31 protein-coding genes are annotated in these 24,026 nt (G+C 59.9%); all 31 read right to left on the reverse strand.

Translation table 11 applies throughout. The annotated features are described in order from the left end of the window. Positions 1-2: 2 nt before the first annotated feature. On the reverse strand, positions 3-911 hold the full coding sequence (locus tag AF71_RS28130; RefSeq protein WP_169683966.1) for a hypothetical protein: 909 nt from the start codon (positions 909-911) through the stop codon (positions 3-5). 18 nt (positions 912-929) lie between these two features. Beyond that, entirely contained in the window at positions 930-1,715 is a 786-nt protein-coding gene (locus tag AF71_RS28135; RefSeq protein ID WP_169683967.1) for a putative phage tail protein, read from the reverse strand. Continuing rightward, positions 1,705-2,793, reverse strand: a complete 1,089-nt coding sequence (locus tag AF71_RS28140; protein ID WP_169683968.1) for a baseplate J/gp47 family protein — start codon at positions 2,791-2,793, stop codon at positions 1,705-1,707. The genes AF71_RS28135 and AF71_RS28140 overlap by 11 nt, the downstream gene beginning before the upstream one ends. Then, positions 2,765-3,295 carry a phage GP46 family protein gene (locus AF71_RS28145; protein WP_169683969.1) on the reverse strand — a complete coding sequence of 177 codons (531 nt, stop codon included), beginning with the start codon at positions 3,293-3,295 and terminating at the stop codon, positions 2,765-2,767. The genes AF71_RS28140 and AF71_RS28145 overlap by 29 nt, the downstream gene beginning before the upstream one ends. A gap of 14 nt (positions 3,296-3,309) precedes the next feature. Next, positions 3,310-3,765, reverse strand: a complete 456-nt coding sequence (locus AF71_RS28150; protein WP_169683970.1) for a phage baseplate assembly protein — start codon at positions 3,763-3,765, stop codon at positions 3,310-3,312. Further along, on the reverse strand, positions 3,762-4,808 hold the full coding sequence (locus AF71_RS28155) for a hypothetical protein (protein ID WP_169683971.1): 1,047 nt from the start codon (positions 4,806-4,808) through the stop codon (positions 3,762-3,764). Before AF71_RS28155 ends, AF71_RS28150 begins: the two co-directional genes overlap by 4 nt. Then, entirely contained in the window at positions 4,808-5,431 is a 624-nt protein-coding gene (locus AF71_RS28160; protein ID WP_169683972.1) for a hypothetical protein, read from the reverse strand. The genes AF71_RS28155 and AF71_RS28160 overlap by 1 nt, the downstream gene beginning before the upstream one ends. Positions 5,432-5,446: 15 nt before the next feature. Next, a complete protein-coding gene (locus tag AF71_RS28165; protein ID WP_169683973.1) occupies positions 5,447-5,905 on the reverse strand; it encodes a DNA circularization N-terminal domain-containing protein in 459 nt (152 codons plus the stop codon). A gap of 9 nt (positions 5,906-5,914) precedes the next feature. Beyond that, entirely contained in the window at positions 5,915-7,828 is a 1,914-nt protein-coding gene (locus tag AF71_RS28170) for a phage tail tape measure protein (protein ID WP_169683974.1), read from the reverse strand. Positions 7,829-7,961: 133 nt separating this feature from the next. Next, positions 7,962-8,252 carry a hypothetical protein gene (locus tag AF71_RS28175; protein ID WP_169683975.1) on the reverse strand — a complete coding sequence of 97 codons (291 nt, stop codon included), beginning with the start codon at positions 8,250-8,252 and terminating at the stop codon, positions 7,962-7,964. After that, a complete protein-coding gene (locus tag AF71_RS28180; RefSeq protein ID WP_169683976.1) occupies positions 8,252-8,416 on the reverse strand; it encodes a hypothetical protein in 165 nt (54 codons plus the stop codon). The genes AF71_RS28175 and AF71_RS28180 overlap by 1 nt, the downstream gene beginning before the upstream one ends. After that, on the reverse strand, positions 8,413-8,622 hold the full coding sequence (locus AF71_RS28185) for a hypothetical protein (RefSeq protein WP_169683977.1): 210 nt from the start codon (positions 8,620-8,622) through the stop codon (positions 8,413-8,415). Before AF71_RS28185 ends, AF71_RS28180 begins: the two co-directional genes overlap by 4 nt. A gap of 53 nt (positions 8,623-8,675) precedes the next feature. Further along, positions 8,676-10,181, reverse strand: coding sequence for a phage tail sheath subtilisin-like domain-containing protein (locus AF71_RS28190; RefSeq protein ID WP_169683978.1), 1,506 nt, complete (start codon positions 10,179-10,181; stop codon positions 8,676-8,678). Continuing rightward, positions 10,182-10,382 (reverse strand): hypothetical protein, encoded by a 201-nt coding sequence (locus AF71_RS28195; protein WP_169683979.1) that lies wholly within the window; start codon positions 10,380-10,382, stop codon positions 10,182-10,184. It abuts the gene before it with no gap. Positions 10,383-10,398: 16 nt separating this feature from the next. Continuing rightward, on the reverse strand, positions 10,399-11,103 hold the full coding sequence (locus tag AF71_RS28200; RefSeq protein WP_169683980.1) for a hypothetical protein: 705 nt from the start codon (positions 11,101-11,103) through the stop codon (positions 10,399-10,401). A gap of 1 nt (position 11,104) precedes the next feature. Then, positions 11,105-11,509, reverse strand: a complete 405-nt coding sequence (locus AF71_RS28205) for a hypothetical protein (protein WP_169683981.1) — start codon at positions 11,507-11,509, stop codon at positions 11,105-11,107. 4 nt (positions 11,510-11,513) lie between these two features. Continuing rightward, positions 11,514-11,849 carry a DUF2190 family protein gene (locus AF71_RS28210; protein ID WP_169683982.1) on the reverse strand — a complete coding sequence of 112 codons (336 nt, stop codon included), beginning with the start codon at positions 11,847-11,849 and terminating at the stop codon, positions 11,514-11,516. Positions 11,850-11,911: 62 nt separating this feature from the next. Continuing rightward, a complete protein-coding gene (locus AF71_RS28215) occupies positions 11,912-13,549 on the reverse strand; it encodes a hypothetical protein (protein WP_169683983.1) in 1,638 nt (545 codons plus the stop codon). A gap of 78 nt (positions 13,550-13,627) precedes the next feature. Then, positions 13,628-14,257: an HK97 family phage prohead protease gene (locus AF71_RS28220; protein WP_169683984.1), complete on the reverse strand. Its 630-nt coding sequence runs from the start codon at positions 14,255-14,257 to the stop codon at positions 13,628-13,630. Next, on the reverse strand, positions 14,250-15,743 hold the full coding sequence (locus AF71_RS28225) for a phage portal protein (protein ID WP_169683985.1): 1,494 nt from the start codon (positions 15,741-15,743) through the stop codon (positions 14,250-14,252). Before AF71_RS28225 ends, AF71_RS28220 begins: the two co-directional genes overlap by 8 nt. Beyond that, complete coding sequence (locus tag AF71_RS28230) at positions 15,743-15,943, reverse strand: hypothetical protein (protein WP_062374750.1); 201 nt, start codon at positions 15,941-15,943, stop codon at positions 15,743-15,745. Before AF71_RS28230 ends, AF71_RS28225 begins: the two co-directional genes overlap by 1 nt. Positions 15,944-15,946: 3 nt before the next feature. Continuing rightward, positions 15,947-17,956, reverse strand: a complete 2,010-nt coding sequence (locus AF71_RS28235; protein ID WP_169683986.1) for a terminase gpA endonuclease subunit — start codon at positions 17,954-17,956, stop codon at positions 15,947-15,949. After that, entirely contained in the window at positions 17,953-18,606 is a 654-nt protein-coding gene (locus AF71_RS28240; protein ID WP_169683987.1) for a winged helix-turn-helix domain-containing protein, read from the reverse strand. Before AF71_RS28240 ends, AF71_RS28235 begins: the two co-directional genes overlap by 4 nt. 176 nt (positions 18,607-18,782) lie before the next feature. Then, entirely contained in the window at positions 18,783-19,319 is a 537-nt protein-coding gene (locus AF71_RS28245) for a hypothetical protein (RefSeq protein ID WP_169683988.1), read from the reverse strand. Next, positions 19,316-19,492, reverse strand: coding sequence for a hypothetical protein (locus AF71_RS28250; protein ID WP_169683989.1), 177 nt, complete (start codon positions 19,490-19,492; stop codon positions 19,316-19,318). Before AF71_RS28250 ends, AF71_RS28245 begins: the two co-directional genes overlap by 4 nt. A gap of 246 nt (positions 19,493-19,738) precedes the next feature. After that, the gene (locus AF71_RS28255) at positions 19,739-20,425 is read right to left on the reverse strand and encodes a transcription termination/antitermination NusG family protein (protein WP_169683990.1); all 687 of its coding nucleotides are present in this window, start codon (positions 20,423-20,425) and stop codon (positions 19,739-19,741) included. Further along, complete coding sequence (locus AF71_RS28260) at positions 20,415-21,662, reverse strand: helix-turn-helix domain-containing protein (protein ID WP_169683991.1); 1,248 nt, start codon at positions 21,660-21,662, stop codon at positions 20,415-20,417. The genes AF71_RS28255 and AF71_RS28260 overlap by 11 nt, the downstream gene beginning before the upstream one ends. Continuing rightward, the gene (locus AF71_RS28265; RefSeq protein ID WP_169683992.1) at positions 21,659-21,958 is read right to left on the reverse strand and encodes a hypothetical protein; all 300 of its coding nucleotides are present in this window, start codon (positions 21,956-21,958) and stop codon (positions 21,659-21,661) included. The genes AF71_RS28260 and AF71_RS28265 overlap by 4 nt, the downstream gene beginning before the upstream one ends. Next, positions 21,955-22,233, reverse strand: a complete 279-nt coding sequence (locus AF71_RS28270) for a hypothetical protein (protein WP_169683993.1) — start codon at positions 22,231-22,233, stop codon at positions 21,955-21,957. Before AF71_RS28270 ends, AF71_RS28265 begins: the two co-directional genes overlap by 4 nt. Continuing rightward, on the reverse strand, positions 22,230-23,426 hold the full coding sequence (locus AF71_RS28275; protein WP_246733838.1) for an MT-A70 family methyltransferase: 1,197 nt from the start codon (positions 23,424-23,426) through the stop codon (positions 22,230-22,232). Before AF71_RS28275 ends, AF71_RS28270 begins: the two co-directional genes overlap by 4 nt. Then, positions 23,423-23,692 carry a DUF2312 domain-containing protein gene (locus AF71_RS28280; protein WP_348644153.1) on the reverse strand — a complete coding sequence of 90 codons (270 nt, stop codon included), beginning with the start codon at positions 23,690-23,692 and terminating at the stop codon, positions 23,423-23,425. The genes AF71_RS28275 and AF71_RS28280 overlap by 4 nt, the downstream gene beginning before the upstream one ends. Positions 23,693-24,026 lie beyond the last annotated feature (334 nt).

Consider the following 24,026-nt stretch of genomic DNA (forward strand, 5'->3'; position numbering starts at 1 on the left):
GGTCACGCCCTCGCTGCCCAGGCGATGCGCATGTCACTATCCCCCTGCGCCCAAAGCTCAACCTGGTACCGGTTGCGAGCACGAACGCCAACGTTACGCTCATCGGCCGCGACTGTCGTATCCTTGACCCAGAAGTCGTTGAAGGCCGAGAGATACGCATCCGGCCTACGAGCAAAGTTGATTGCGACGGGCGTGAAATTGACAATCGCCGAGGGCATAGTCGCATCTTCCCAGCTGCCGAAACCCGCTCCAAACGTACCAGGAGCCAATGCCTCGCCACTTGCCGTCAAAACGTTCTTGTTGATGAGATTGGTGATCGTCGGCACGTTACCGGCGGAGGTCACGACGCGCGCCACTAACATGTCGTCGTATGTCGAATCGAAGGTGACCGCAGTCTCCGCCGCAGCTGAGGGATTGTAGGCCACATCCGCCAGATCTTTGAGGACAAAGCCACCCGATAACCGCCAGCGCAGATGGTAGGTTTTACTGGCAACCGTCGCGAAGTCGGTCTGTGCCGTCGTGGTGACATAGATGCCGCGATGGAGAAAATCATAACCTGCAGGTACCCGAACGGCGCCGGCCGCCGGCGAGATGACCGGAATGATGCCATCAGATGTCAACACTTCCGGAAAGATCGGCAGGCGAGCCCGCGCCTGCGGCATCAGCACGAAATTGCTCGTGTCACCACCACCGGTCGCCGCCGAAATCAGATGCTGGATTGCCTGCAGCAGTTGCGTCAAGTCGGCCCTAGACGGCGTTAAGCCGCCGGCTGCGATGACAGCGGCGATCTCGCGCATAGGATGCTCGATGGCAGCGGCCGGCACCGCCGAACCAGCTTGGCCAGCCGAGCTGTTGCGGTCGATATAGGATGCATTCGTGTCGGGGTTTCCGAAAGGCTGGATATATTGCATGCGGGATATCCCTTGCGATTAAAGGGTGATGAGAATTTCGTTGCCGTATTCGTCGGTCAGCGGCGTGCCGTTCTCGTCAACGAGCGGCGCCGTTTCGACCCATTCGCCGAGCACTGGCAGGCTCCAGGCGGGAGCGTATTTGCGAAGCAGGCAGAGGAGTTCTGCTGTCTCCCCCAAGGAGAACAAGAGATCGTCGCCACACCGCCCGGCGCCAGCCTCGAAATAGGAGATGCCCTGTCCTGGAACGCGGACAATCCAAAAGGTTTCGTCGGTGTAACCGCCGACATGCTGGCCGCTCGCGCACTCGGAAAAACCGCAGCGGAAGAGCGCCGGCTCCTCGATCTCAATTGTGAAGCCGTAGTCCGCCGCCAGCGTTACGAACTCCGCCGGGTTTAAGGTGGGTATGCCGGATACCTTTCGGGCCAGCGCTTGCAGCCGTTGTGCTGTCGTCTGGGTGCCAACGAAACAAGACTCCGGCAGCCCATAGTCCCTTTCCCATTCGGGAAGCGTCTCGCTGACGCCGGACATCGTCGCCTGTCGCGCAAGCTGCCATGCGCGGCCATAGAGCCAGACGAAGCCGTCAACCATGACGCGCGTCAGCCCGGCAAGTGTGGACGAAAGCGACATCGCTTGCCCGTCCGGCGTGCCCCAGGCTGCACCAGTCGGCCACATCGACAACGATGCACCGAGCAGGTCGTCGTTTTCAGGGCTCGCCAATGCGTCATAGGGATCGGGAAGCGCCATCACTCCCGCCGGTGAAGCCCCGACTGTGGTGACGACGCTTTGATAACTGTTACGCGCCATAGGTGATTGCCCCGAGGACTGGATACTTCCCGTTGGTCAAAGTGACGTCGTCGAGCGGCCACGCCAGCACGTGTCGATCCTCTCCGGTTGCCGTCGAGATGGCTTCCTCAATCCACGACAAGGACAGGGTGAAGGTGTCGCCAGCAATGCCGGGCCTGCCTCTGTCGTAAAGCATGTCCGTCAGCCCGGCAGCGATTGCCGCGCGCACATCAGCCGTGTCACTCCTAAGACCGTTGATGGTGATATCGATCGGAAAAGCGACGGGAGCTGCTGCAACACTGTCATCGATCCTGATCAGTCGCTTCGCATCGATCGCCGACTGCACGACCAGGACGTCACCCGCCGTTGGTATGAGATTGGGCCGACCCTTGAACAGGAAGAGGACGACAAGAAACCCCGGCGCATAAGGATCACGGAAAGCCCAAGCCTTGAGCACACCGGGAACCGACAGAACGACATCTTCATAGTCTGTCAGCTTGCCGCCACCTGGCGGGTTCTGCTTGCGGTAGAGACCGCGCGCCTTCATTTCTTCGATGCTCTCGACATCGGCGCCACCGCCGATCCCTGCGTCACCAACCGTCCAGATGGTGGAAAGCTCCGGATAAAGAACTGGGTCTGCCAGAGCGAGCAAACCGCCTGCGTCGCGGTTGGCTGTCGCTCCGACCGTCTCGGAAACGACCGGAAAACTCACATTGCCGAGCGTGTCCGCCGTCGCAGGATTGGACGAAAGATAGGTGTTGCTACCCGAGATAAAGCGAATACCTGCCGGGTAGGTCGCCTCCGGCAAACCCGTACCTGTCACTGAAAGCCCGGTCGCCTTGGAAGCCGCCTTTCGATAAATGCCTACATCGGAACAAAGCTGGATGATGAACTGCTCCGACGTCGCGGAGGAAAGAAACATCTGTTTGGCGAGCCAAGCCATGCGCAGTTCAAACTCGTGCGCCATGCCGGCAAGCACCTTGCCGAGCACAGTCACGAAGTTGTTCAGAAGCGCAGAGTCTGTTCCTGGCATGTACTTGCGGAACGCACCTCGCACACGAGCAGAAGCATCAGGGAGCGAGCGGATTTGCCACGCCATCAATCTGTCTCCAAAGTAGTTCGAATTGCGAGTTGTAGACATGCGAGCCGTTCTGCCCGTAGAGGGAGACGGACAGGTCGAGGCGGTTGCTGCCGGCGATGGCCGTCACCTCCACCCGTGTGGCGGCGCCTTGGTCGAGCAGCGGCTGCAAGGCTTCTCTTGCGTAGTCCTCGGCCTTGACCTCGATTCCGGGGTAAAGCGCCGAGCGGCGCAGCAGCCAGAGGCGGGAGCCGAGCGGCGTTTCGCCTTCCATCATGTCAAAGCTGTCGCCAAACCAGCCGCGGTTCTCGTCACCGTCTCGCAGCTCACTTTGCTCAACCCGCCGATCGGTCATCAGGCAGATCAGCACTTGTGTCGCGAGACCCTGTTCAGAACGCAAGTCGCCAGGCGCCTCAGGATGCGAGAGCGGATTGAGGATGACGTCGCCGACGGCACCGTCCCAGCCGAGATCAGGTGCGCGGTATGACTCCTCGGCGTCGTCGACCGGAATGATCTTCAGCATGGTTTAAGTCCACCTTAGACAGGAACGTCTGTCGTGCCGCCACCAGGAACGACGCCGCCATGGATATGCGTGTCCCCGATGTTCTTGCCGTTATGGGTGATCGTGCCGCCGGTGATGGCCACGCCATCCGGAGAGATGACCATCTTCACGCCGCCGGACTGGATAACGATCCCCGATCCGATGAGCTTGATGATATTTCCGCTCGAGTCGTAGATGGCCGTCGCTCCGCTAGGCAGATCGGATGGCCTCAATCCAGGATGCTCTCCCCCGAAAACAAAAGCCTGATCCGCGTCACCGTTCGGAGCAACCAAGAGCGCTTTTGCTCCCTTGACCGGCATGGAGGAAAATCCGTGCGGCTCAATCCGATGGATGTTCGTATAGCCGTCGGACTTGAGGGCTCGGCCAGTGACGAACTGCTGCCCGCCCTTCTCCACATTGTTGCCGTCGAGTTCGATGCGTTTGCCGATCATTCGTCTTCGTACTCCACCGAGATAGCACCGGGCGCAGAATAGGCACCGGCCGTCTTGCCACGCGGGTTCTCTCCCCCAAGCGCACGAGGATCAGCCAGTGAAAGAACGGCAACTGTGCCTTGCCCTTCACTGTCCTGCGTGAGCGAGACTGCTTTGATTACCATCATGCCCTCGATGCCGATCCAGCTGTCACGGACATAGACGAGCCAGTTTCGGTTCCAGATCATCCCGCCCTCGTCGCGCCATCCGGTGACGGTGATAGTGGCGGTCGAGGCAAAGCCTGCACCGCGCTTGACGCCCCAGTCGGCACGCTTTTTCAGGCGATCGACAGTCGTTTCGCCCTCATGGGGCAGGATCAGTGGCCGCGGGCGGGACACGCTCACGTCGCGGGCCGTTGTCTCCGCCCGGAGCTGTTGCTTGCTAGTTCCTTCGCTGGCCTGGCCACGCACTTTGACAGCGCTGTAGCGACCGCGCTCGGTCAATTCTGATGATGCCTGCTCGATATTGACGCCCCAAAAAAGTCCTCCGCGATGGGTTCCCTCGGGCTTCGTCGCGAGCTTCAGCTTTCCCTTTGGCGTATCGTAGATCAGGATGCCGCGACCGCGTGCGCGTCGCTCGATCGTCGAAAACAATGTCTCGCCGACATGCAGCTTGTGGCGCGGCTCTGTCGGCAAGGTGCCATCGCTCTCCACGCCTATCCCGAGTCCGTCAAATTCTTTGGCGATCGCTGCGAGGTCCTTTTCCAACACCTCGCCAGTTGGGTGCTCGACCGAACACTCTGTCGCATCCACAGTCCGCGAACAGATCGTCACTGTCAGCGATCGCTCGTCGGCACTATGCGACGGACGAACGTCACGGACGTAACCGGTTAGCAGAAGATCCTTGCCAGCCTTGATAATGGTCGACAGCCCCGGCACCACTGGCACGCCGTCGCCCTGCGGCACGAGGGTTACTTCCGCCGTCCGCACTGCCTCCTCGGCTGACATATTGATGGTGACGGACTTGAAAAGCGGGAAGCCGTCGATCGTGATCTTCTCAAGCATCAGGAGGCCAAAGCATCAAACAGAACGGGCATGACGAACGGCGTTGCGGAGCCGGCGATATCGACAAGCCCCTCGGCCCGGTTCGCGTCGCCGTAGAGCTGGTAAGCCAGCACCGTCGACGGCATCGAAATGCCTGTCTCGACCTTGATTACAGGCGCGGCATCAGCGGCGAGATCGGAAATCACCCGAACGGAAATCGCGGTAACCGATGTCGACCAGGTGTAAAGGTCAGCACCGTCACCGCCGAGCTTGTCGATCGCGACAGTCGCAGCTTCGCCTGCAGCAGAAACGCGAGAACGAGCCCGGCGCGCCACCGGCCGAGATGGCCAATCAGGACGGCAACCGGCGACAGCCAAGCCCAAGCCAACCATGACGGCAATAGCATCGGCTGTTAGTCCGCCAGCAACAACAGGCTGGGCCAGTCGATCGAAGTCCGCAGGCTCGTCGACACTCTCGGCGATCACCCGCATCAGCGACAACGCCTCAGTGGCGAAGGCATCGGCGTCGAGATCCGGAGCCATCGCAATGCGTGCCGAGACATCTGCCAGATCGTCGATATCCGTGACGATGGCGACAGAAAGGTCCGCCAGCCACGAAAGGATCGTGTCTCTATCTGCCGCCATCATCAACCTCTAAGATCAGAAGAGTTTTGCGAACTGGGCTGCGGCCGCAGCAAAACCGCTGGCGACTGCCGCACTGACATCTCCGATCGACAGCGCCCGGCCACCATCTGTCAGAGAAGGAATGAAGGTCACATCGAAGCCGATGTAGCCGTTTCGCAGCTGCTCTCGCGAGCGGCGGAAGTCTTGTGCTGTCGCCATCATCCCGCCGTCGATCGGCAGGATCAGGTAACCGGGACCATCGGATAGCATGGCAGCCGAGAACAACTTCGCCTCGGCATCCGCCACGTCACTCACGAAATAGATCGTCAGTCCGTAAGCGGTGGTCGCAAGCCCAAGCTCCTCGACAAGAGTTTGCCGGCCACCTGCATATTGGTGAATGGCGAGCCGCTTGCCTCCGGACAGGTCCTCGTAGTCGACCCAGAATTCGACGCCACGATAGCTGGCGCGGCGCAGGGTTTTTGTCCAGTCGCGCATGACGCCTCCTTAGTACCCACCACCGCCGCTGCCACCAGCCGGTGCACCCGCCTGCGGCGGCATGGAGCGGCCCGTGTTCGCGTTGACGCCGGGCCTGTTATAAGCGCCCGCCCGCGCGAGCCCCGACACCGCTGCAGCAAGCTCTTTCGCCGCTGCCAGAATGGACGAGCTGACGCTGTTGCCGGCCTCGGTCAATGAGGCTGCAGATTGCTTGATCGAATCGCTGGCCTCACGGCCACCGTCCGCCACCTTCTGCCTTGCTTCGTCGCCACCTTCCTTAAGACCAGTAGCATCGACCTTCAGGGCATCCTGGAATTCTTCCTTCGAGGGCATGCGGAAAAACTTTTCCATCCACGACGACAGTCCAGGAGCGATCGGCGACGCCATTCCCGCGACCTGGGGGCCCACGCCGGAAGACTGCTCTGCCGTCATGCGGCTGCGGGCATACTGTCCATAAATATCCACAATCGAAGGCGATACCGAGGGTCGCGCGCCAGGCATAGGCACGCCTGTAGATGGCAGCTTGCGAGGATCGAGATTGCGGTCACCGCCGGGAAACTCCGGCATATGCGGCCCCTGTGGCATGTTCGGGCCCTGGCGCATCCGGTGCAGAAAGTCCGGATCGCGATAGCCACCCGCCAACGCCAGCTTGTCCGCATCGGCGCTATGCGAAAACGAACCGAATGGAAGGTTCATCGCCATCCACGTTTCCGTCGCCCAGTAGCCTTTACCCTGATCCTTCAGCGAGGAGCGCACCGCGTCGCCGTAATCGACATCCTTCGAGATCGCATCCATGACCGGAACAGCGGGCCGTGCGACGCCCTTGCCAATGCTGTTCATCAGCTTGTCCCAGCTGCTCGACAGCTTGTCGATGCTGGACTGCGTGTCGCCAGTGACGCGCGCCAGGTCGCGGAAAACCGTGCCGTCGACTTCCGAACTGTTCACTGTCTTGAGGAACTTTTCATAGCTGTCGGCGCTCGTCATCAGCGACTGCATGCCAAGGCGAAACTGTTCATCGGTGAAGAGCAACGGCAGCTTGCTGAGATCGCCGTCGATTGCCTCCTTCGAGATCCGGACGAAGGCAGCAACGGTATCCTCGCCGTTTTTGCGGGCTGCATCGAGTTCCTTGCGGAGGTCGACACCCATTTTCGAGAATTTCGTCGCGGTGTCCTGCGAATAGATCTTTCCGAAGACGTTCTGCGCATAGGTCGCCGCAGATGAAGCAGACCCGGTGTCCTCGCGGATCGTCTGCAGGATCGAGACTAGCTTCTTCAGGCCGTCCTCGCCAGTGTAACCAAGCGACGAAAAGGAATTGGCGAGATCCGGGATATAGGTCGCCATATCCTTCAGTTCGAACTGACCGGCCTTGCCGCCCGCTACCATGATGTCGAAGGCGTGCTGCATCTGGCTGGTTTCCAGCTTCAGCGCAGAAGCCGCCTTGATGGCGGTATTGGCGATATCCTCCGTCGCCGCACCCGAGGCTTGCGAGGTCTTCAAGACGGACGGCAGGAAATCCATCGCCTCTTTCAGGTCGAGGCCCGAAGCCACCAGCGTATCGAGCGCCGTGATCGCGTCGTCGACCGGCAGAGCGACCTGCTTGGAAATATCCTGGAGTCGGGTGAAGGCAGCATTGGTTTCTTCGACGCTGGCATTGGCGGTGATGCCGATGCGCGTCATCTGTCGCTCGACAGCTGCGAAATCGGTCACCGCCCGCTTGGCGCCATAAGCCAAAGCAGCGGGCGCGGCATAGCGGAGCATGGCCCCATAGGCAGCTTGCGAACCTCGGGCCAGCGCGCTTTGCTGGCGATTGAGCGCGTCGGCACGACGATTGATCTCGCCCATCTTGCCGGCGACAGACTTGAACACCTGCCCCGTCTTGTCGACGGCGGAGATCCGCAGCTGCGCTTCAACCGTACGCGTCACGACTTGATCCTTTCAGTAAAATCCTTGAGACGCCAAGCCCAGTAGTACAGTTGGCTCGGGGTCATCATCTCAACCCGCTCGGCCGGCCAGCCGAACTTGAAGACCAACCCGTCGGCAACCTTGTCGAGGTCGCCTAGATTGGAAAAAAATCGAGAACTGCTTTCTCCAAAGCCAGAGAGTCCACCGGGTTGAGATTCGCGATGCAATCGTAGCCAGGCTCGACGATGATCTGTTGCAGATAAGAATCAACGACCGCAGGATAGGTGACGACGACAGGACCATGCGGGCTAGGCTGCCACTCGCGCGGCTTTCCACGGCCCTCCATATAGATCTCATGATAGCGGGGCTCTCGAAGCGTGATCTTCGAGAACTGCTTGTCATGAGCGCTATATGACTTGGAAAGCGGAACCTCGACGTTCGCCATCAGCCGTTATCCCGGTTGTAGTTTTCAGCCGAGATCGAGCAGCCGGTGACCTCGCCATTCATGCGATTGATCTGCGGATCGCCAACCACGAAGGTGTTCGTGTAGTAGTGCGTCACGCCGGTGAAGTCCTCGATGAAGGTGACGTTGAACCGATCCGACTTCATGAGAGCATCATAGTCGATGCCCTTGCCGAGAAGTTCAGTTCGGCGCGTCGTGCCTGCACGGTCCCGACCCGGTCGACGGAGGCATCCTGATTGACGATAGCTTCGTTGGATTGACCGGACGGGTTGAGGTTGAGGGTGCCGCGCAGCGATAGCGTCTGTCCGGTAGAAAGGCGCACCGTCATGCGCCCGCCGAAATCATTACCCATGGGATATGCCCCTTAAAAAGAGAGTTGCCGAAAGGATGCGAAGGGAAACGGCGTCAGAGAGACGCCGTCGCTGCAGAGGTCGTGAACTGGCTGTAGACGTTGGCGAGACCCGCGAGGATATCGAGGGCGTTGACGCGATCCATCGGCAGCTGCGCATTGACCCGGTTCGGATTGTCCTGGTCGATGTTGACGACGATGTAAGGCAGGACCGACACCGAGTTCTTCAGAACACCTGGCATCGACTGGTACGTATGGAACAGCGTCGCCTTGATATCCTTCGGCGTGGTGATCGCGTCGAGGTTAGCCGGATTGTCCTGCGCCAGCGCCTTGTTCGAATGCTCGAAGGCAAGGTCGGCGCGAAACTTCTTCAACGCGTATGTCACCTGATAGACCGACTGAATGTCCCGGAACGTCGTGTCCGGCGCACCGTTCGTCGTCTGCTGGTGGGTGATGATCTTGTCGATCGCCACGTCGCCATTGCGATTGACCGACCAGGTGGAAACGCCGTTCTTCAGCATCGCGTCGCGCGTGGCGTAGTCCATCCAGTAAGTACGGTCGCGCGGGGCAAGGACATCCTGAACGACAAGTCCGGTCTGGTTGCGCGACACATCGCCGTTGGCGCCACCGCCAAGCCACGGCGCGATCCTCGCCACGAATGCTGCAACCCACTGATAGTCGGGCGTCCCGTTCCCCCCGCCGGCCAGAGCCGGGATCATGGTCAGGTGCCAGGTATCACGTGCCAGCGCGAAGGTCGCGAGGTTCGACGTGGTATCCGCCTTCGGATAGAACGCATGGCCATAGAGCTGCTGCGCATAGGACCAGCGTCCGGACACCGTATTCAGGAAAGCGTCAAGCAAACCAAGGTTGGTTGCATCGCCGAAAGCCGAAACGATGATCTCGAAGGGATCATCGTTCATCGCCGCGAGGACGTTGGCCACGGACGGCACCCCAGCGCCGGGCGTCGTGGTGGCAAAGGTGAACAGACCGGCAAAGGCGTTGGCGGTATCGAGCACCGGCACATAGATGTCGAGGCCCGTTGCATAGGTGCCTTTGTGTCGCGCCGTGATCGTGACGACATTGGTCGCGGCGGTCGCCGTGAACGGAAGCGACCGGCCAGTCAGGCGATTGTAGTAGGCATTGATAGCGGCAGAGAGCGATGCCGCGACAGCGTTTGCGTTAGCGCCGGCCGGGATCTCGACCGAGACAGACTCCCCGGCAATCTGCAGTACGCCATGACCACCAGCCGCGGGAACTGCGCCGACCGTGATGGTGCGAATTTCAGCCGTGCCCGTATCGGCGACGCGGCCAATCCAGATCTCCTGCGCCGGCGCATTTCGACGGGCGGCGATGAACTGGGATTCCAGCATCGAGCCAGCACCGGCGAGACGGCGTGCGTCCTCTTTTGTGTTGCAGAGCGCAATGCTGTCGGCCGCAAGCGAACCGCCCGCAAGGCCATGACCGAGGATGATGAATCGGTTCTCGGCCTCGAAGTTGCCACCGCTCTGCACGTCGAAGGTGAAGAGTGGTGCCGTCAGATTGGCAGGAATGTTGGATGCCATTTATTTCGAGCCTCCGGTTTTGCCGGCCGGGTCCTTCGGCGCGGGTTTGGTTTCGACTTTGACGAGGTCGCCAGACTTCACAAGCCGCGCTTCGTAAGAACTGGCGAAATTCACGGGATGCCCATCGGCTGGCCAATCGCCCTGCTGGCCGGGCATAGGGATACGCAAGCCCTCTTCGCGGGGCTTATAAAGAGTGGTCATCGGGCCCTCCGAATGATCAGGTGAAATCGACTTGTGCGGTGGGCGAGTTCGGCCCGGTATCGATGGTGACGAGATCCAGCGGTGGAAGCACGTCTGGAGAAAAGTGGCTTGCTAGCGCAGCAAGCTTGGCCTTCGCATAGGACTGCGCCGGCAATTGTGCGTAGACGCTTGCAAGAGGTTCCGGCAGGCCCGCAACCTCGAAATTGTCATCGCGGATCTCGCAGTGAAATCGCATCGTCGTGCGCTGAAGGCGCAATCCTACATCCGGAGCTGAGAACGACTGATACTCTATATTGATGATGCGCCGAACCAGACGCCGCCACATTACTCCCGCCTGGCTCTGTTCGAGCAGATATCGAACCTGCGCACAGAGCGCGGCCAGAACGAGACGTGACTCCGGGTCTGTTTCCGCGACAAACGCAAACTCGCTTTGAGCATCCCGCTCGACCACAGCCAGCTCGGCGACCACGTCAAGCACGGCGTCTGCGTTCACATCACCGGCCGAAGCCAGCGGGCCCCGAAGCGCAACGCCGGCCTCCGTCGTGTGAAGAACGAGGATCGGCGTGTATGGCTTGCTGCGATCGATGTCCTCGACGGCGACTTCGCGGCTATCCAGCACATTCAAGCCCGCCAGTGTCGGAAACCCCGTGCCTGCCTCAACCGCCGCAGTGGGTCTGAGGACTTCGATTGCGGCAAGTCTCAGGGCTTCAGCTGCCAGCATTTCACGCCTCGGGCAAAGCTTGCTCGGTTACGAGAACGGCCAGAACCGTCCCAAGCCCATCAGGGTCAAACCGAGAAATTGAAAAGATCGCTCCATCCTCCTCACGGCGAAGGAAAAAGCCTGGTCTGAGCGGCATGCCGTCGATGAGGCGAATGGACGCCTGAATCTGCAGCGCGCGATTGGCGAGCCTTCCCATGCCGGTCAGCGGCTGCGCTTTGGCATCGTTCTCGATCAGCGTGTTTTCGAAGAAGCATGCCGATGAGAGATAAGAGGCCTCGGAAGATGAGAGCCGCCTTGATGCGTTGGGATCTTTCGCGGAGATCGGAAAGATCGTCACATCCTTGCCGTGGACGCGCTCGACTGTGGAGCGGCTGACTTTTGCCAGCCGCTCAAAGATGTTGGACATCGGATTAAACCGTGGTCGCGCCGAGCTTGATCTTCGCGGTCGCGGAGGGGTTTGCCGCATCCGCAACAGCGATGCCGACAAGCGTATTGCCCGCCGACGTTTTGTTTACGTTCTTGGCTACAGCATCCCAGTAGACCTTGTCTCCGGTAGCGATGGCGAGCGCGGAAACCTTCGGCAATTCGAAGACGCCTTCGGTGGAGATGGCCACCAGTTCGCCTTGCGCCACCGTTGATGCTGCAACGCCGACCAACGAACCGATGACGACGATGTTGCCGGATATAACGCCACCGGCAGGCGCGGCGACGTCGATCGACTTCCCCGGCTGGATCAAATTCTTCATGTCTGAATCCTCTTGATTTCAGGAATGCCTCAATGAGGCGAGGAAGGAAGGGGGAGCCCGGCTTAGTTGCCGGGGTCCTTGTAGCCGCCCTGGAAGCCGACCGCACCGACGCCGAAGTCGTGCTCGACGGTCATGGCCTGCCCCTGCGTGCCAAAGGGCTCGTCGAAGCGAATGCGGGGAGCGCCATAGCCATCGAGAAGGCCCCACTGATAGACGGCAGCCTCGTCCGGATCGGCGAACAAGTACCATGCATTGCCGGCCAGCTCCGCCGAAACCACGGGATCGAGCGTGCCGACATGCGGGTTGACCTTGATGGAGTCATTCGCATTGATCGGGGAGAGATACTGCAGCGCCTCGGTTTCCTTGTCGGGCGAGACGAGCAGAATGGAAGGCTGGACGTTCATCGTCGCGCCGTCGAGGTTCTTCTGCTTGCGCATCGCCGCCTTGCCAACACCGATGCTGGCGACGGTGATGGCCGAGCCGGCTGCAGCCAGGTTGGCGTGGCCTGCGTGGAACACAACCTTATTGTCAGACAGCACCGTATTGGCCGAGAGCATCATGGCGTAGAATGTGACTTCCTCGAACCGAGCGACCGTTCTGCCGTATCCGCCGAGAAGCTCGCCGATCGCATTCAGGCGATCATTGACCATCATTTGACGGCTAACCCGGATGCCCTTCGCATATGGCAAGACGGCGATAGTTTCCTTGCCTTCGCCGAACGTGCCGAATTTGATCTCGCCGGACTCGGTCATCTTTTCGAGCATCGGGAATTCACCGACCGAGACCGCGTAGTGCGGACGGAAGTCGACGAAATCACGACGGCGAGAAATGCGGCGGTAGCTTGGCTGCGCCAGCGCATAGCGCCGCTCCAGAACGGTGTTGATGGCGCTGGAGAAAATTGCCGGGAAGTCGCTGGTTGCATGAAACGCACGTTCCAGCATCTCTTCGCGTTCGCGCACGGTGCGCAGCATTCCGCGATAACCCATCGCGGCAGCCGCGAACTCGACAACATCAAAGTTGTCCATGAACCCGCGAGCCTGCGAAGCCTGGTCCCCGGTCGGCTGGTCGATACCGCCAAGGCGGAATGCCATTGCCGTCGTCAGGCCGGCGCGGCGGGCATCTGCTTCATCCCGAACAACGTGAACGCCGCTGGTCGGTGTGCGGGCAGACTGCGCGGTCATGTGGTCGAAGGCCTGTGCGCGGAAGGCGTCAACAGCAGTGCCATTGCGGAGGGCAGCTTGGATGGCCTCATTGGTCATTCCGGCACGCGTTCCGATGTCGTAGATGTCAGCTGCGCGAGCACCATCCACGTTGGCGGTCGGATTGGCAGGAGTCGTTACAGTTCCTGCTGCTGCTTCTTCCTGCTCGGCCTTGCGGATATCGCCTTGCAGCGCATCGATCTCGTCGAGCAACTTCTTGTGATCGGCCTGGATCGTTCGGGCGGCATCGGGCGCCGTATCGTCCTTCAGCTCCGCGATCTTGTCCGTCGCGCGCTTCTGCAGATCGGCGAGATTGGCTCGCATGACAACGAGCGGGATCGCCAGGTGCGGACCAAATTCCCGAACCGCGTCGACCAACGAGGCGGCCAGATGGACGGGAGCGTGTGGCATTGCGGCAAAGGCTTCGGAGACGAGCCCGAAGCTCATCACAAATGCGGTAGCGAGCGTGCAGGCTACCGCCAGTACGGTTTTCATCTTCATGGATATCTTCCTTGAAAGGGCCTTGCCCAAAGGCGTCAGATGGGCGACCGCCGAGGCGGTTTATGGCGGTAGCCTGCGCTAGCCTGCCAATTGCTGTTGCCGCATCTGCATCTCCATGCGCATGCGGCGAATTCTGTTTGCTGTCGAAAGATCGGGATCGACGCGGCAGGCGAAGAGCGCACCTTCATCTTTACCACTCCGGATCTGCGCGCCGGGGTCAGCCGGGATGGGAACCGCGGAGATTTCCCACGGCTCCCAATCGATCACCCGATGCACTGGGGTGCGGCCTTCGCGCTCGGTCTTTTCGACCGCATGGATGCGGTAGCCGACTGAGATGTTGGTGACGCTGCCTTCCTTGATTTTCGCCACGCGGTCGATCGCGTCGGCTGCAGTGGAAAGCCGGATCTTGGCTACGCCAACGCCGCCCTCTATACGCGCCGAACCCTTGACCACAGAGCCAATGACATCGGCAAGGCTCCATGTGCCATGGGTGTCGAGGAACGGAGCGCCAGCATTGAGACGATCGAGGCGGATGGCCGACGGCGAAACGACAAGCTCTTCGTCGAACTCGCCATCGATCCAGTTGACACGGCGAACCGCAGCACCTGTCGTCCACACAACATCGATCGTATTGTCAGCCTCGTTGAACGATGCGGCCCTCACCTCGGCATTGCGGCTGAGCTGCGGCAGGCGGATGATGTTAGTCATTCTGCGCTCCTTCCGCCGTTGGTCCGGCGTTGGTTCTGGCGCCGTTCGCCGGCCGCCTTGGATCGATATCGAGAGGTACGTTGTTCGCATCGGCGAACTTGAAGAAGGCGTCGAAGTCGCTGACGACCTTTCGCCAGTCATGACCCCAGGCCGAGATGAAGGTCTGCGGCGACATGCGGCCCGCACGCACGGCAAGAATGTCGGCCTCCAGATCCTTCTTTGGATCGATCGGTTCAACTGCCGGCATGACATGGTCGACTCGGTAGCCTTCCTTGCGGGAAGGCAGCTTGCCAGACATGAGGGCGTATTCGGCGAACCGTCGATCAACCTTTCGACAAACCATCGGAACGAAGATCTGCCACTGGATTTGCTCGACTAGTCGCCGAAACTCGATCTTTCCCGCCCGCAGCGACGAGTAGTTCGCTTGAGTAAGGTCGCCGGTCAGCTGGTCATACGAAATGCCTGCGCCCGCAGCCATTGCCCAGAGACCGGCTTTGTAGGCTTCCCCGAAGACGGACTGTGACGAAGGGTTTGCGAACGTGATTTCGGACTCGCCAATATCCTGTATCTGGCCTGGCTCGATGCGAGTGACCTTCGTTCCATCCTCTTCCCTCTTCGGTACCAGCGGGTTGCTTGCACCTGCAGCGCGCCTGAGGAAGCCAGCAAAGCTCGCCTGCGTTCGCTGCTGAACGATGGCGGCCTCCATCAGATCCTGAATTTCTTTCGCGTTCAGAAGGATGGGTGCGAACCAAGAAATACCGCGCAGCTGGCCGAGGCGCAGAGGGCGATACAGGTGGCAAAGGTCATTCCATGCAACGAGCTTCGATGCCTCACTTCCGAACGAGACACCCCCGTCTCCGGGATGCGTTGAGTGGAGGTAGAGGCCTTCTCGCAAGTTCCATTCGCCAATCTGGACGCCTAGCCGGACATTGCTTTCCCGGCCAAGCAGGCTATCTCGCGACGTATCGATGAGGTCGCCTTCGAGCCCCTGAAGTCGCAATGGAATGCTGGAGCCTGCATCCGACAGACTGATGGGCAGCATCCGCAAGACGCTGTCACCACCTTCGGCCATGGACCTCAAAATGAGCGACTGCTGACCGCCATAATCAAGGACGCCCTCGATATCCGAACGCTCCTCCCACTCTTCTCGAAGCAGGCGATAGCGATTATCGGCACGGTCGTTCCCGGTATTAGGGACAGTCATGATCCCCGTACCGATGACATGAGACGTCAGAACATCGAGGATTCGCTGTCCCGCCCAGCCGTTGCGCACGAAATCGCGAGCGCGATCGCGCAATGTGGTGAGAGCGCCGGCCACCTCGGTCGTAGCTGACGTGCCGCGACCGCGCCACGCCTTGTTGCGCCGGCCGAACTGAGCAGCAGCGTAGTCGCGCTTTTCAGACGATCGCAGCAGCTGACGAGCCGCGGCACGATTGACGCCCGACACCGGGTCGAAAAACGATATGACCTTGTCAAGGACGTTCATCAGTAGCCGCCCCCGTACTCAACAAAGATCGCACCGCCGCGATCGTCAGCCCCCAAGACCTCTGCTTTGATGAGATCACGCGCCGTTAGCATGTCCTTCAGGCTCTGGTACTCGACTTCGTGTGTCTGGAACCGGACGCGCTTGGCGCCCGTCGCGATAGCGGCGTTGATGGTGTCCAGATCTGTTTGCGTCCACGCCATATTTTACCGATCCCAGAAGGAGTCATTGGGGTTGTACCAACCGCCCTCAGTATCGGGCGGAGGCGTGCGGCGATCGACTGTTTCAGATTTCTGCACTTGGTCTTGCTGGATCGCCACGTGCTTTGCAGCCAGCAGCGGTGCGGGTGCGAACATGTCTGCATCTAGGACGCCATCCGGTAGCCCTCTCATGCTCGCGAGTTCCCGCCATTCATCAGGCGTCATGCGCGAGATGCCCAGATAGTCGCCAAGGGCATCGCCATAGATCTCGCAGTCAAGAAAGTGGTTCTGCTCGCCTGCGCGGGGCATCCAGATCCGGCGGGTTCGCCCCTTGACCTTTTCCGTCCCCAGATATTCCGAGGTAATCTGCCGGAAATAGACCTCGTCCATCCAGCTGCCGAAGTGACAGTAACCAGGCGGATCTGCCGGCTGTCCGGCAGCAATTCCCTGTTTGTGAAGGTTGGCATAGAAACCGCCCTTCAGCGACCAAGTGCCAACACCCCACACCATCGCGCCATTGCGAATGCGCTGGCCGTTGAAGTCGATATCCACAGATGACGGCTGACCAATTGGTGGCCGCGACCAGCCATCAAGGCCCTTAAGTGCGAAGGTGGCGGCCTTGCCACGAACCCAGGTATAGACCACGTGACTGCGATAGCCGGAGTCGATACCAAAGAGATCGACGGCACGGCGCCGGCCGTAGGCGTCTGGCCATTGCTTCGTGCGCAGCTCCTCAAGCTTAAGGAACGCGCCAGCATGCGGATCGTCGGTCGCACCCTCGATGAACCCAGCATCAACGCGCCACGATTGCCTATCGGGACCGTAGGCCTTGAACAGATAGTAGATGCCGTTGAGCTGCACGTCGGCCGTGGCGACAAAGACGAGGCCCATTGCCGGGATGCGGCCCCTGACCACGTCCTCCTCACGCCGCTCCATCAAACGAACATGATCGGGTGCGTCGCCCTTCATGTCGAAGGAAAGGCCGAGCGTCAGATTGTTGAAGGTCTTCAGCTTCAGCGGATCTTGGTTCGCTTCGACAAAGCGAGCAGCGATCTTTTCCCACGGCACAAACGGCGACGTCAGGGCATCGAAATGGTAGGAAGGATAGGCCCCCGGTCGCGAAGCCTCCGGAACCCAGCCGCCCTTCTTCATGAGCGAGACCTTTTCGTAAGCCTCGACAATCGCGCCGCAGCAGGGCGTCGCGTAGTGGGGCTCATGCGGAAATTCGTCATTAAAGCGGAAGTGCTTCCGTTCGAAGACGAACTTGAATTTCTCGCCGCAGCCAGGGCACGGCATATACCAGTAACGCTGATCACCGCCCTCGAAATAGCTATCGATCTTCGATCCGCCCTTGATGGTTGGCGTCGACACGTAAACTCGCAGCCACTCGCCCGACATCAGGAAAGATTCCTGACGTGCTTCGACCATCCCGAACGGATCGCCCTGTCCATCTAGATCGTCGGGATATTCGTCGATCTCGTCGAGGAAGGCTTTCTTGATCGTCGAGGAACGTAGATCCGCAGCCGAGCTGGCTATGGCAAGCTTTAGGGAGCCGCCGCGAAACTTCTTTCGAACTGCAGTCGAGCCGTCCCCGGAACGGGATGCCTGCTCCTTGACCAGCTTGTTGAGTGCCGAAGAACCGGTAATGGCGACATCGAGCTTTTCGGCGTTGAATTCCTTCAGCGCGCCTGACGTCGGCTGGACAATCATGGCGCGGCATGGATCGGTCGCAATCAGATGACCTATTGCGGCGATCATCAGCGTGGTGAAGCCGGTCTGCGCCGACTTGCGTACAGCAATCTCGTTGACGCCGCTTTCGGTCGCACACATTTCCAACGGTTCGGCGATGTAGGGCGTTAGGCTATCGTCCCACAATTCACCAGCCCGCGGCCCATCTGGAACGACCAGGTTCTTCCGTGCCCACTCGGCTGCTGACAACTGAGGAGGAGGCACGATACCGCTCGCGAGGATGCCGGCGACGATTGCAACCGCCGACCGTTTCATCGTTACCTTCATTCCTCGCCCCCGAAGTCGAGATCCACCTGCACCCCCGACCGCTCGGCTTCCGCTGCCTCACCGGCAACGGCGGTCAGCCTGGCGGCGATCGCTTCGCGCTGCTCATGGATCTTCCGGCGCAGAAGCCGGCGCAACGCAGGCTCACCCTCACGCACCGTCTCAAGGATCTCGTTGACCCAGTTGAGGGGCGCATTCATCTCGCGAAGGATTGCCTCCGTCGCCTTCACCAAAGCGGTCTCGACGCCGTGCTCCCCCTTGATCGGTACTAGGGCGCCGGTTCGCTCGGCATAGTCGAGCGCCTTCAGCTTCGACTCATACTGCGCGCGTTCGGTCTGGGCATCGCGCAGCGCGGCACTGACGGGCGTCGTGGCAGACGATTGCGGCTCACTCGCTTCCCGCTTTGTCTGGGCGCCTTGTTCGCGAAACGCGTTTCCGGTCTGGCCGACGACACGATCAAAGGTCGCCAGTTCGACCATTCTAGATCGTCCGACATGCCGAGTTGCGATCAGGCCATCTTGCTCAAGCCGATTGATCCGCTCTGACGCCGACTGACGGCTGATGCCCTTCCGCTTCGCCAGCTCGGCGATCGTCAACCAGACGCCGTCGCTTCCCGGCGCTGCCACTGCCATTGGTTCGAAGAGATCGGTCATGGTTCGTCAGGTCTTGTCAGGCCGAGTCAGGGTTGTCAGGTCAGTTTTTTGACCTGCGTGACTAGCGAAATTTCGGGGTCGTCCCGGCCCGTAATGGGGTATGCCCGAGGGAGGACCCGTTAGGGGGGTGGGGGTCCGCGGGGGTTCCCCGAGGGGTCGACTGGCCCGCCCGACCGTTACCGGGGAAGGAGGCGATCGATCTCGTGCAGCACGCGAGGAGCAAGATGCTCCTGTATGATCTCGGCCAGAACGTCGAGGTAGACGTCAGGATTGTTCGTGATCGCGTGCGCAGGGTTAGGGCCGAACAGCTCGCGAATAGGCAACCGCTTATCGCCAACCCTCAAGGCCACGGCCCTATGCCCACTGTTCATCTCAGCAAGGAACGCGTGAGCGTATGATCCCCTCGCTCGAACCCGAACGCCTCTCGATGTCTGTGTTGCACCGAGCTTGTACAGAGGCACCCAACCCGACTTGACGATAACGTCCTGCGTGTTCCCGCCCGCATTGAAGCGGGCGGTCGTCGCCTTTCGAACAACACCAGGCGGAAGCCTCGTATGTTCGGCGCTGCGCTTGACGATGCGGGATCGAGCCATTTCGCGCATGCGGCGCATCGCGCTGGCCATCGCCTTCGTCTTAATGCCTTCCGGCAATGCCCGGATCGCACGCGACAGGTTGAGGATTTCGCTTGCGTCGAAACGAAGCTCCGCTGTCATTCGGCCAGGGCCTTAACGACTTCGCCGGCATCTTTCGCGAGCCTCTTGGCCTTTGAGACTGTATACGGCTCTGAACGGTCGATGAGCGCGCCGCCAAGGGTTACAACGTCCACGGCCACCGAGACAGGAAGAGTAGCGACATCTACTACCGCCTTGATAAGACGATCAAACATTCAGTGCCCTCAGAGACGAGATCATATCCCTAGAACAGAAAAGGCGACCGTAAGGCCGCCTAGTTGGGATGCAACAGAGAAGTCAAAGCAGTAGCACTGGCCTTGAGTCGGCGCCTCGATATTGAGGCAATCAAGGCTGGGGCCAGTAGCGGTGTTCCCTGAGGCTCTTGGCCTTCTCTGCCCGATATCGCTGCATCGGGGATCGGAGGGTCCGCTGGTCTGGCTCGTCCAGTTGCGTAATTGCTGTCACAGCTTTTTGAGGAACGCAAGAGGCATACTCTCGATCTGAAAAGGCTTGCCACCGACATCGATCAGCACGCGCGCCCTCGCCTGCCTGCACCACTTTACAGCCAATACCGTGCATGTGAACCCGACGAATGGTCCGAAGGTAATATCTGCCTTATCACCATCTGTCATTGTCTTGTCAGTCGCCACGCGCGGCAGATCTGCTTCTGACTTAAGTGCTTTCAAACGCTCAACATCTTCGTTTCTGACGATGTGATATCCGTTCGGTCCGCCGACAATATCGATCACGTGCTTGACGTTCTTCAGCCCTTCAAATGCCTCGCCTGATGGCACGAACCGGACGAGCATGTACGACGGGAAGAATGGTCTCGTGCCCTCTATTTTCGTTCCCTTGTGGATGCGAACGACCTTTTCCGAGGGCATGAACGCCTCGACATCCGCGTCCTGAAGAGACTTTTCCACAATGATCTCTCTGCCACTTTCCACACGAAGGCAGTACCATTTCGCCATTTTCGGCTTCCTTTCACACATTTCCTTGGATGCCGCCCGCAGCCTGTCCGCTGCGATTCGTGCGATTCGGTCCGCGCGTGTCGAACGCTCATAAGCTCTTGCACGCTCTAGAGATGACAGATCGGCCTCGATCATCGGCCGATATTTGATCTTCGTTCCGGTGATCCTACGCTGCATTGTCATTGCCCCTGCCCTCTCTCAGTGCCGCTTCAAATTCGCCAAGTGCCAGTTCGCATGCTTCGTCGAGGTCTTCGATTCCATCTGGCAGACTTGGAAACTGCATCCATTCCAGACCTTCTGGAGCCGGCAACCAAGGCCAGCAACGACGGTGGTGGAGGCGCTGCCATGCCTGCCATAACTCGCCACCGACCTTCACCTTGTCGAAGCCTTGTCCAATCGACACGATGCGCGCAGGGACGTTGAAACGCTTTCGCTGCTGCGTCGTCTCGATGAGCTTCGATGCCTCTGGCCAGCCCTGCTTCTCGCGCTTGTCACGCCAGATCAGATCGCGCTTCTCGGGCTTGTCATCGATAATCTTCTGCTCGATCGGATTGAGGGTCAGATAGCGCTCTGGCTTCAGCAGCTCCGACAGCAACAGCGCACGCCCTGCCCGTGAATACGCAGTGTAGGGCTCCGGTACGCTGGCTTGCGCTGCAGATCCGGCCCTTTCGCCCAATCGCTCCCAAGCACGTTCCGATAGGTACGTTGCCGCTGCCTTCGAGAACTTGCGACCAGATGCCTTCGCCGCGGCGAGGTATTCGGCAGTCCGGTCCTCGCAAGCCCTCCGTTGCTCAGCCGTCAGATCCAGCCAGGCGCGTCGCGTCGTGGCTTCCGTGTCGGTCGCATAGGTTGGCCACGTCGACCACCATTTGCGGAATCTCTTTTCCAGCGCCTTGGGATTTTCTTCCCCTTCATCATCGCGATCGCGCTCTCTCTCTTCTTCGTTAAGATTGGAAGTTAGAGAACTGTCGTTAATAGGTGCCGGTCCAGAACCGGCAGGGGGTGCCGCCTCAGGACCGGCAGGGGGTGCCGGTATACCGGCAGGGGTCGGCATGAAGGACGCAGCTGAAATAGGACCGAATTCCTGTTCGTCCTCGGCTTCCCATGCACCAAACGCATTGCTGGAGGGCACACGATCGAGGATGACGCGATACCAGTGAGCGCTGTCGCGACCGTCCGCGCTCTCGACCTTCCGCTTTTCAACGGCGCCTATATCTGCAAGCCGATTGAGCGAATCCTGCACGGTTGAACGACCGCAGCCGAGCTGCTCGGCCATCTTTACCTGGCTGCGGCGGCACCAGCCTTCCTTGTTCGTATGCGTCCCCAACAGGCAAAGCACCTTCAGGTCGCTGCCTTTCAATCTGCCGTCCGTGACGATCCACGCCGGGATGATGGAGAACCGTGGATTGCTCATGCTGCCCCCGAGGCGCCCGCCCGCGCCGCTTCTCTGAGGTCGTGCGCGGCGATATGTACCGGCATGACAATGGTCTGAGGAATTGAACCGTCCGACAGCCGCCGCGCGCTCGTCAGCGAAAGCATCGCATCGAGGTAGGCAATCCCCGCCTGCAGCCCTGCCCTCTGCAGGATCTCCCGGATGTTCATGTGTTCTCGATTGATTACCCAATATGGGCATCGAAACAGCCAATCGGCGCGCTCCGCATCGGTCGCGGCATCGGCAAGAATGTCGACGAGAGGAAGCATGTTGCTCATCGCCTCCCCCCATTTTCACCGACCAGCGTCACACCGACCTCTGCTGGGTCTATCCAGAGCGCCGCCCAGATCTTTCGCCGAGGCTCGGTCGCGAGGAGGTCACCTTTGAAGGCAAGCTCGAAGTCCTCCCGCGACACGCCGCTGCGCATCCGCAAATCCGCCTTAGCCCCGCGCTCTGCCGATCTACCGAAGGACGGGTAGGAAGCGCGCGCTATACTGGCGACACGAGAGCGCAGAAAGCTCTTCAGGGCGTCTGGCGAGAAATCAGGAGTCATGGCGCCTCGCTTTCCGGCGAACCCGCCTGATTTCCCCAGAAGGACCAGTTTCCCCGAAGGCGAACATCGCCGTCCTCAAGGCTTTCCTTGCGTTGAAACATTTCAAGTTTTGGAAGATCCGAAAACAGACGTTCAAGCTGCTCGGCAAACCACACAGGCTTCTTCGAGTGACCCTCGACGGAATGATCTGTGCATTTGATCGGCTGCGTCCCCTGCAAAGGCGCGGGGAATCCGCCCCTGGTGCCGATTAGCAGCAGTTCAAGATTGTCAAACCCCCAGTATCCGGTACCCGTTTGACGGCCGGGATAAATCTTCTTCCAGCCCCAAAAGCTTTTGTATTCGAAACCCCACTCCCGGAGAGCGCGAATGCCGTTCGCCAGGTCCGTAACCCACATGAATAGAACGGCCTGCTTAGGTGCCGGGCACCCGAGAGCGCAGATCTCGTCGATCGACATCGTCGGATAGTGGTTTTCGGCACTCTTGGCACCACCTGTCACTTCCGAGTATTTAGGGAAATGCCAAGGCGGATCGGCATATATGACCGGATACGATGCTCCCTCATGAAGTCCGGCAGACCGCCACCACGGCGTCGCGTCAGCCTTCGCCGCGATTTCTGCAGCGAGCGATGTCCTAACGGCGTGACTTTGCTCCTGCTCCGCTCGTCTGATCGATTTCACGACATGCTTCATTTCCGAAACGTTCGCCCGCTCAGGCAAGAACATCGTTCGGATCGTCTTGCGCGCCGGCTGGTTCACACCATCGCGCCCCTTAACAGCTGACTGGTGGGGAATTTCCCCACCATCTTCGAGCCGTTTCCTAGCAGCGGCGACCGTCTTGTGATCCACTCTCAGCCGGTCCGCTATGGCTCTGGAAGAAAGTTCCGGATTGTCTTTAAGCTGCGCTTCGATGACCTCGCGCTTCTGGATCGTCGATAGATGGCGCCGTGACAGATTTAGCGACCTAGCGTGCGCGCGCTTCTCATCTTCGGATAGGCCTTTGCGCACGAAACGCGGCCAATCAACAAGACCGAGGCTCTCGCATATTGCAACGCGGTGATGACCGTCGAGGATATTGCCAGCCTCGTCATATTCAACTGGGACAAGAACACCATGCGCAATGATGTCTGCTTCGAGCGTGTCGTAGTCCTCCTTCGAGAGCGGAGGCAGGAGTTGGTAGGGACCGGAGGCGATCAACCGTCATCCTCCGATATCATCCCGAGCGCATGCAGATAGGTATCAAGCATCGCCTCTTCTTCTCGACGCTCCGACTCGTCCTTGCGCCGCAGTGCGATCACCTTGCGGATGATCTTCGGCGAGAAACCCATGGCCTTTGACTCGCCGTAGACACCCTTGATGTCATCGGCGACCGTGCGTTTCTCTTCCTCAAGCCGCTCAATACGCTCAACGAAGGCGCGCAGATGGTCACCAGCAAGACCGTTGGGCCGCGATGCCTTCTTGATTGTCCCGAGAGTTGTCCGGACTTCTTCTCCGCCGGCACTAACTATAACTTCGGTATCATCGCCCGCCGCCGCCATCTTGCCGCCTGCAACGCCCATGGGATCAAATTCACTGGCCATTATTCAGCCCTCATCAGTCGATCGAGAAAGGCATTGCCCTTCTCAGTAATTGTCACGAAGTGCGGGTCATCATGGAGCCGGACGAGGTATCCTCCCTCGACGGCCGACCCGACACCGCGGTTGTCGCACTCAAATGAAAGCGGATACGCCCGGCTGTTTTGCTGGGCGTGGAGGCGGACGCGGTAGAGAAGACGGCATCCAGCGCTATCGAGGCCGG

The sequence above is a fragment of the Rhizobium sp. 57MFTsu3.2 genome, assembly GCF_012932765.1.
GTDB lineage: Bacteria > Pseudomonadota > Alphaproteobacteria > Rhizobiales > Rhizobiaceae > Rhizobium > Rhizobium altiplani.

What these genes read in the sequence shown, in the direction of transcription:
- AF71_RS28130 (WP_169683966.1), bottom strand. Translation starts at nt 911, where the DNA reads ATGCAATATATCCAGCCTTTCGGAAACCCCGACACGAATGCATCCTAT.
- AF71_RS28135 (WP_169683967.1), bottom strand. Translation starts at nt 1,715, where the DNA reads ATGGCGCGTAACAGTTATCAAAGCGTCGTCACCACAGTCGGGGCTTCA.
- AF71_RS28140 (WP_169683968.1), bottom strand. Translation starts at nt 2,793, where the DNA reads ATGGCGTGGCAAATCCGCTCGCTCCCTGATGCTTCTGCTCGTGTGCGA.
- AF71_RS28145 (WP_169683969.1), bottom strand. Translation starts at nt 3,295, where the DNA reads ATGCTGAAGATCATTCCGGTCGACGACGCCGAGGAGTCATACCGCGCA.
- AF71_RS28150 (WP_169683970.1), bottom strand. Translation starts at nt 3,765, where the DNA reads ATGATCGGCAAACGCATCGAACTCGACGGCAACAATGTGGAGAAGGGC.
- AF71_RS28155 (WP_169683971.1), bottom strand. Translation starts at nt 4,808, where the DNA reads ATGCTTGAGAAGATCACGATCGACGGCTTCCCGCTTTTCAAGTCCGTC.
- AF71_RS28160 (WP_169683972.1), bottom strand. Translation starts at nt 5,431, where the DNA reads ATGGCGGCAGATAGAGACACGATCCTTTCGTGGCTGGCGGACCTTTCT.
- AF71_RS28165 (WP_169683973.1), bottom strand. Translation starts at nt 5,905, where the DNA reads ATGCGCGACTGGACAAAAACCCTGCGCCGCGCCAGCTATCGTGGCGTC.
- AF71_RS28175 (WP_169683975.1), bottom strand. Translation starts at nt 8,252, where the DNA reads ATGGCGAACGTCGAGGTTCCGCTTTCCAAGTCATATAGCGCTCATGAC.
- AF71_RS28180 (WP_169683976.1), bottom strand. Translation starts at nt 8,416, where the DNA reads ATGAAGTCGGATCGGTTCAACGTCACCTTCATCGAGGACTTCACCGGC.
- AF71_RS28185 (WP_169683977.1), bottom strand. Translation starts at nt 8,622, where the DNA reads ATGGGTAATGATTTCGGCGGGCGCATGACGGTGCGCCTTTCTACCGGA.
- AF71_RS28190 (WP_169683978.1), bottom strand. Translation starts at nt 10,181, where the DNA reads ATGGCATCCAACATTCCTGCCAATCTGACGGCACCACTCTTCACCTTC.
- AF71_RS28195 (WP_169683979.1), bottom strand. Translation starts at nt 10,382, where the DNA reads ATGACCACTCTTTATAAGCCCCGCGAAGAGGGCTTGCGTATCCCTATG.
- AF71_RS28200 (WP_169683980.1), bottom strand. Translation starts at nt 11,103, where the DNA reads ATGCTGGCAGCTGAAGCCCTGAGACTTGCCGCAATCGAAGTCCTCAGA.
- AF71_RS28205 (WP_169683981.1), bottom strand. Translation starts at nt 11,509, where the DNA reads ATGTCCAACATCTTTGAGCGGCTGGCAAAAGTCAGCCGCTCCACAGTC.
- AF71_RS28210 (WP_169683982.1), bottom strand. Translation starts at nt 11,849, where the DNA reads ATGAAGAATTTGATCCAGCCGGGGAAGTCGATCGACGTCGCCGCGCCT.
- AF71_RS28215 (WP_169683983.1), bottom strand. Translation starts at nt 13,549, where the DNA reads ATGAAGATGAAAACCGTACTGGCGGTAGCCTGCACGCTCGCTACCGCA.
- AF71_RS28220 (WP_169683984.1), bottom strand. Translation starts at nt 14,257, where the DNA reads ATGACTAACATCATCCGCCTGCCGCAGCTCAGCCGCAATGCCGAGGTG.
- AF71_RS28225 (WP_169683985.1), bottom strand. Translation starts at nt 15,743, where the DNA reads ATGAACGTCCTTGACAAGGTCATATCGTTTTTCGACCCGGTGTCGGGC.
- AF71_RS28230 (WP_062374750.1), bottom strand. Translation starts at nt 15,943, where the DNA reads ATGGCGTGGACGCAAACAGATCTGGACACCATCAACGCCGCTATCGCG.
- AF71_RS28235 (WP_169683986.1), bottom strand. Translation starts at nt 17,956, where the DNA reads ATGAAGGTAACGATGAAACGGTCGGCGGTTGCAATCGTCGCCGGCATC.
- AF71_RS28240 (WP_169683987.1), bottom strand. Translation starts at nt 18,606, where the DNA reads ATGACCGATCTCTTCGAACCAATGGCAGTGGCAGCGCCGGGAAGCGAC.
- AF71_RS28245 (WP_169683988.1), bottom strand. Translation starts at nt 19,319, where the DNA reads ATGACAGCGGAGCTTCGTTTCGACGCAAGCGAAATCCTCAACCTGTCG.
- AF71_RS28250 (WP_169683989.1), bottom strand. Translation starts at nt 19,492, where the DNA reads ATGTTTGATCGTCTTATCAAGGCGGTAGTAGATGTCGCTACTCTTCCT.
- AF71_RS28255 (WP_169683990.1), bottom strand. Translation starts at nt 20,425, where the DNA reads ATGCAGCGTAGGATCACCGGAACGAAGATCAAATATCGGCCGATGATC.
- AF71_RS28260 (WP_169683991.1), bottom strand. Translation starts at nt 21,662, where the DNA reads ATGAGCAATCCACGGTTCTCCATCATCCCGGCGTGGATCGTCACGGAC.
- AF71_RS28265 (WP_169683992.1), bottom strand. Translation starts at nt 21,958, where the DNA reads ATGAGCAACATGCTTCCTCTCGTCGACATTCTTGCCGATGCCGCGACC.
- AF71_RS28270 (WP_169683993.1), bottom strand. Translation starts at nt 22,233, where the DNA reads ATGACTCCTGATTTCTCGCCAGACGCCCTGAAGAGCTTTCTGCGCTCT.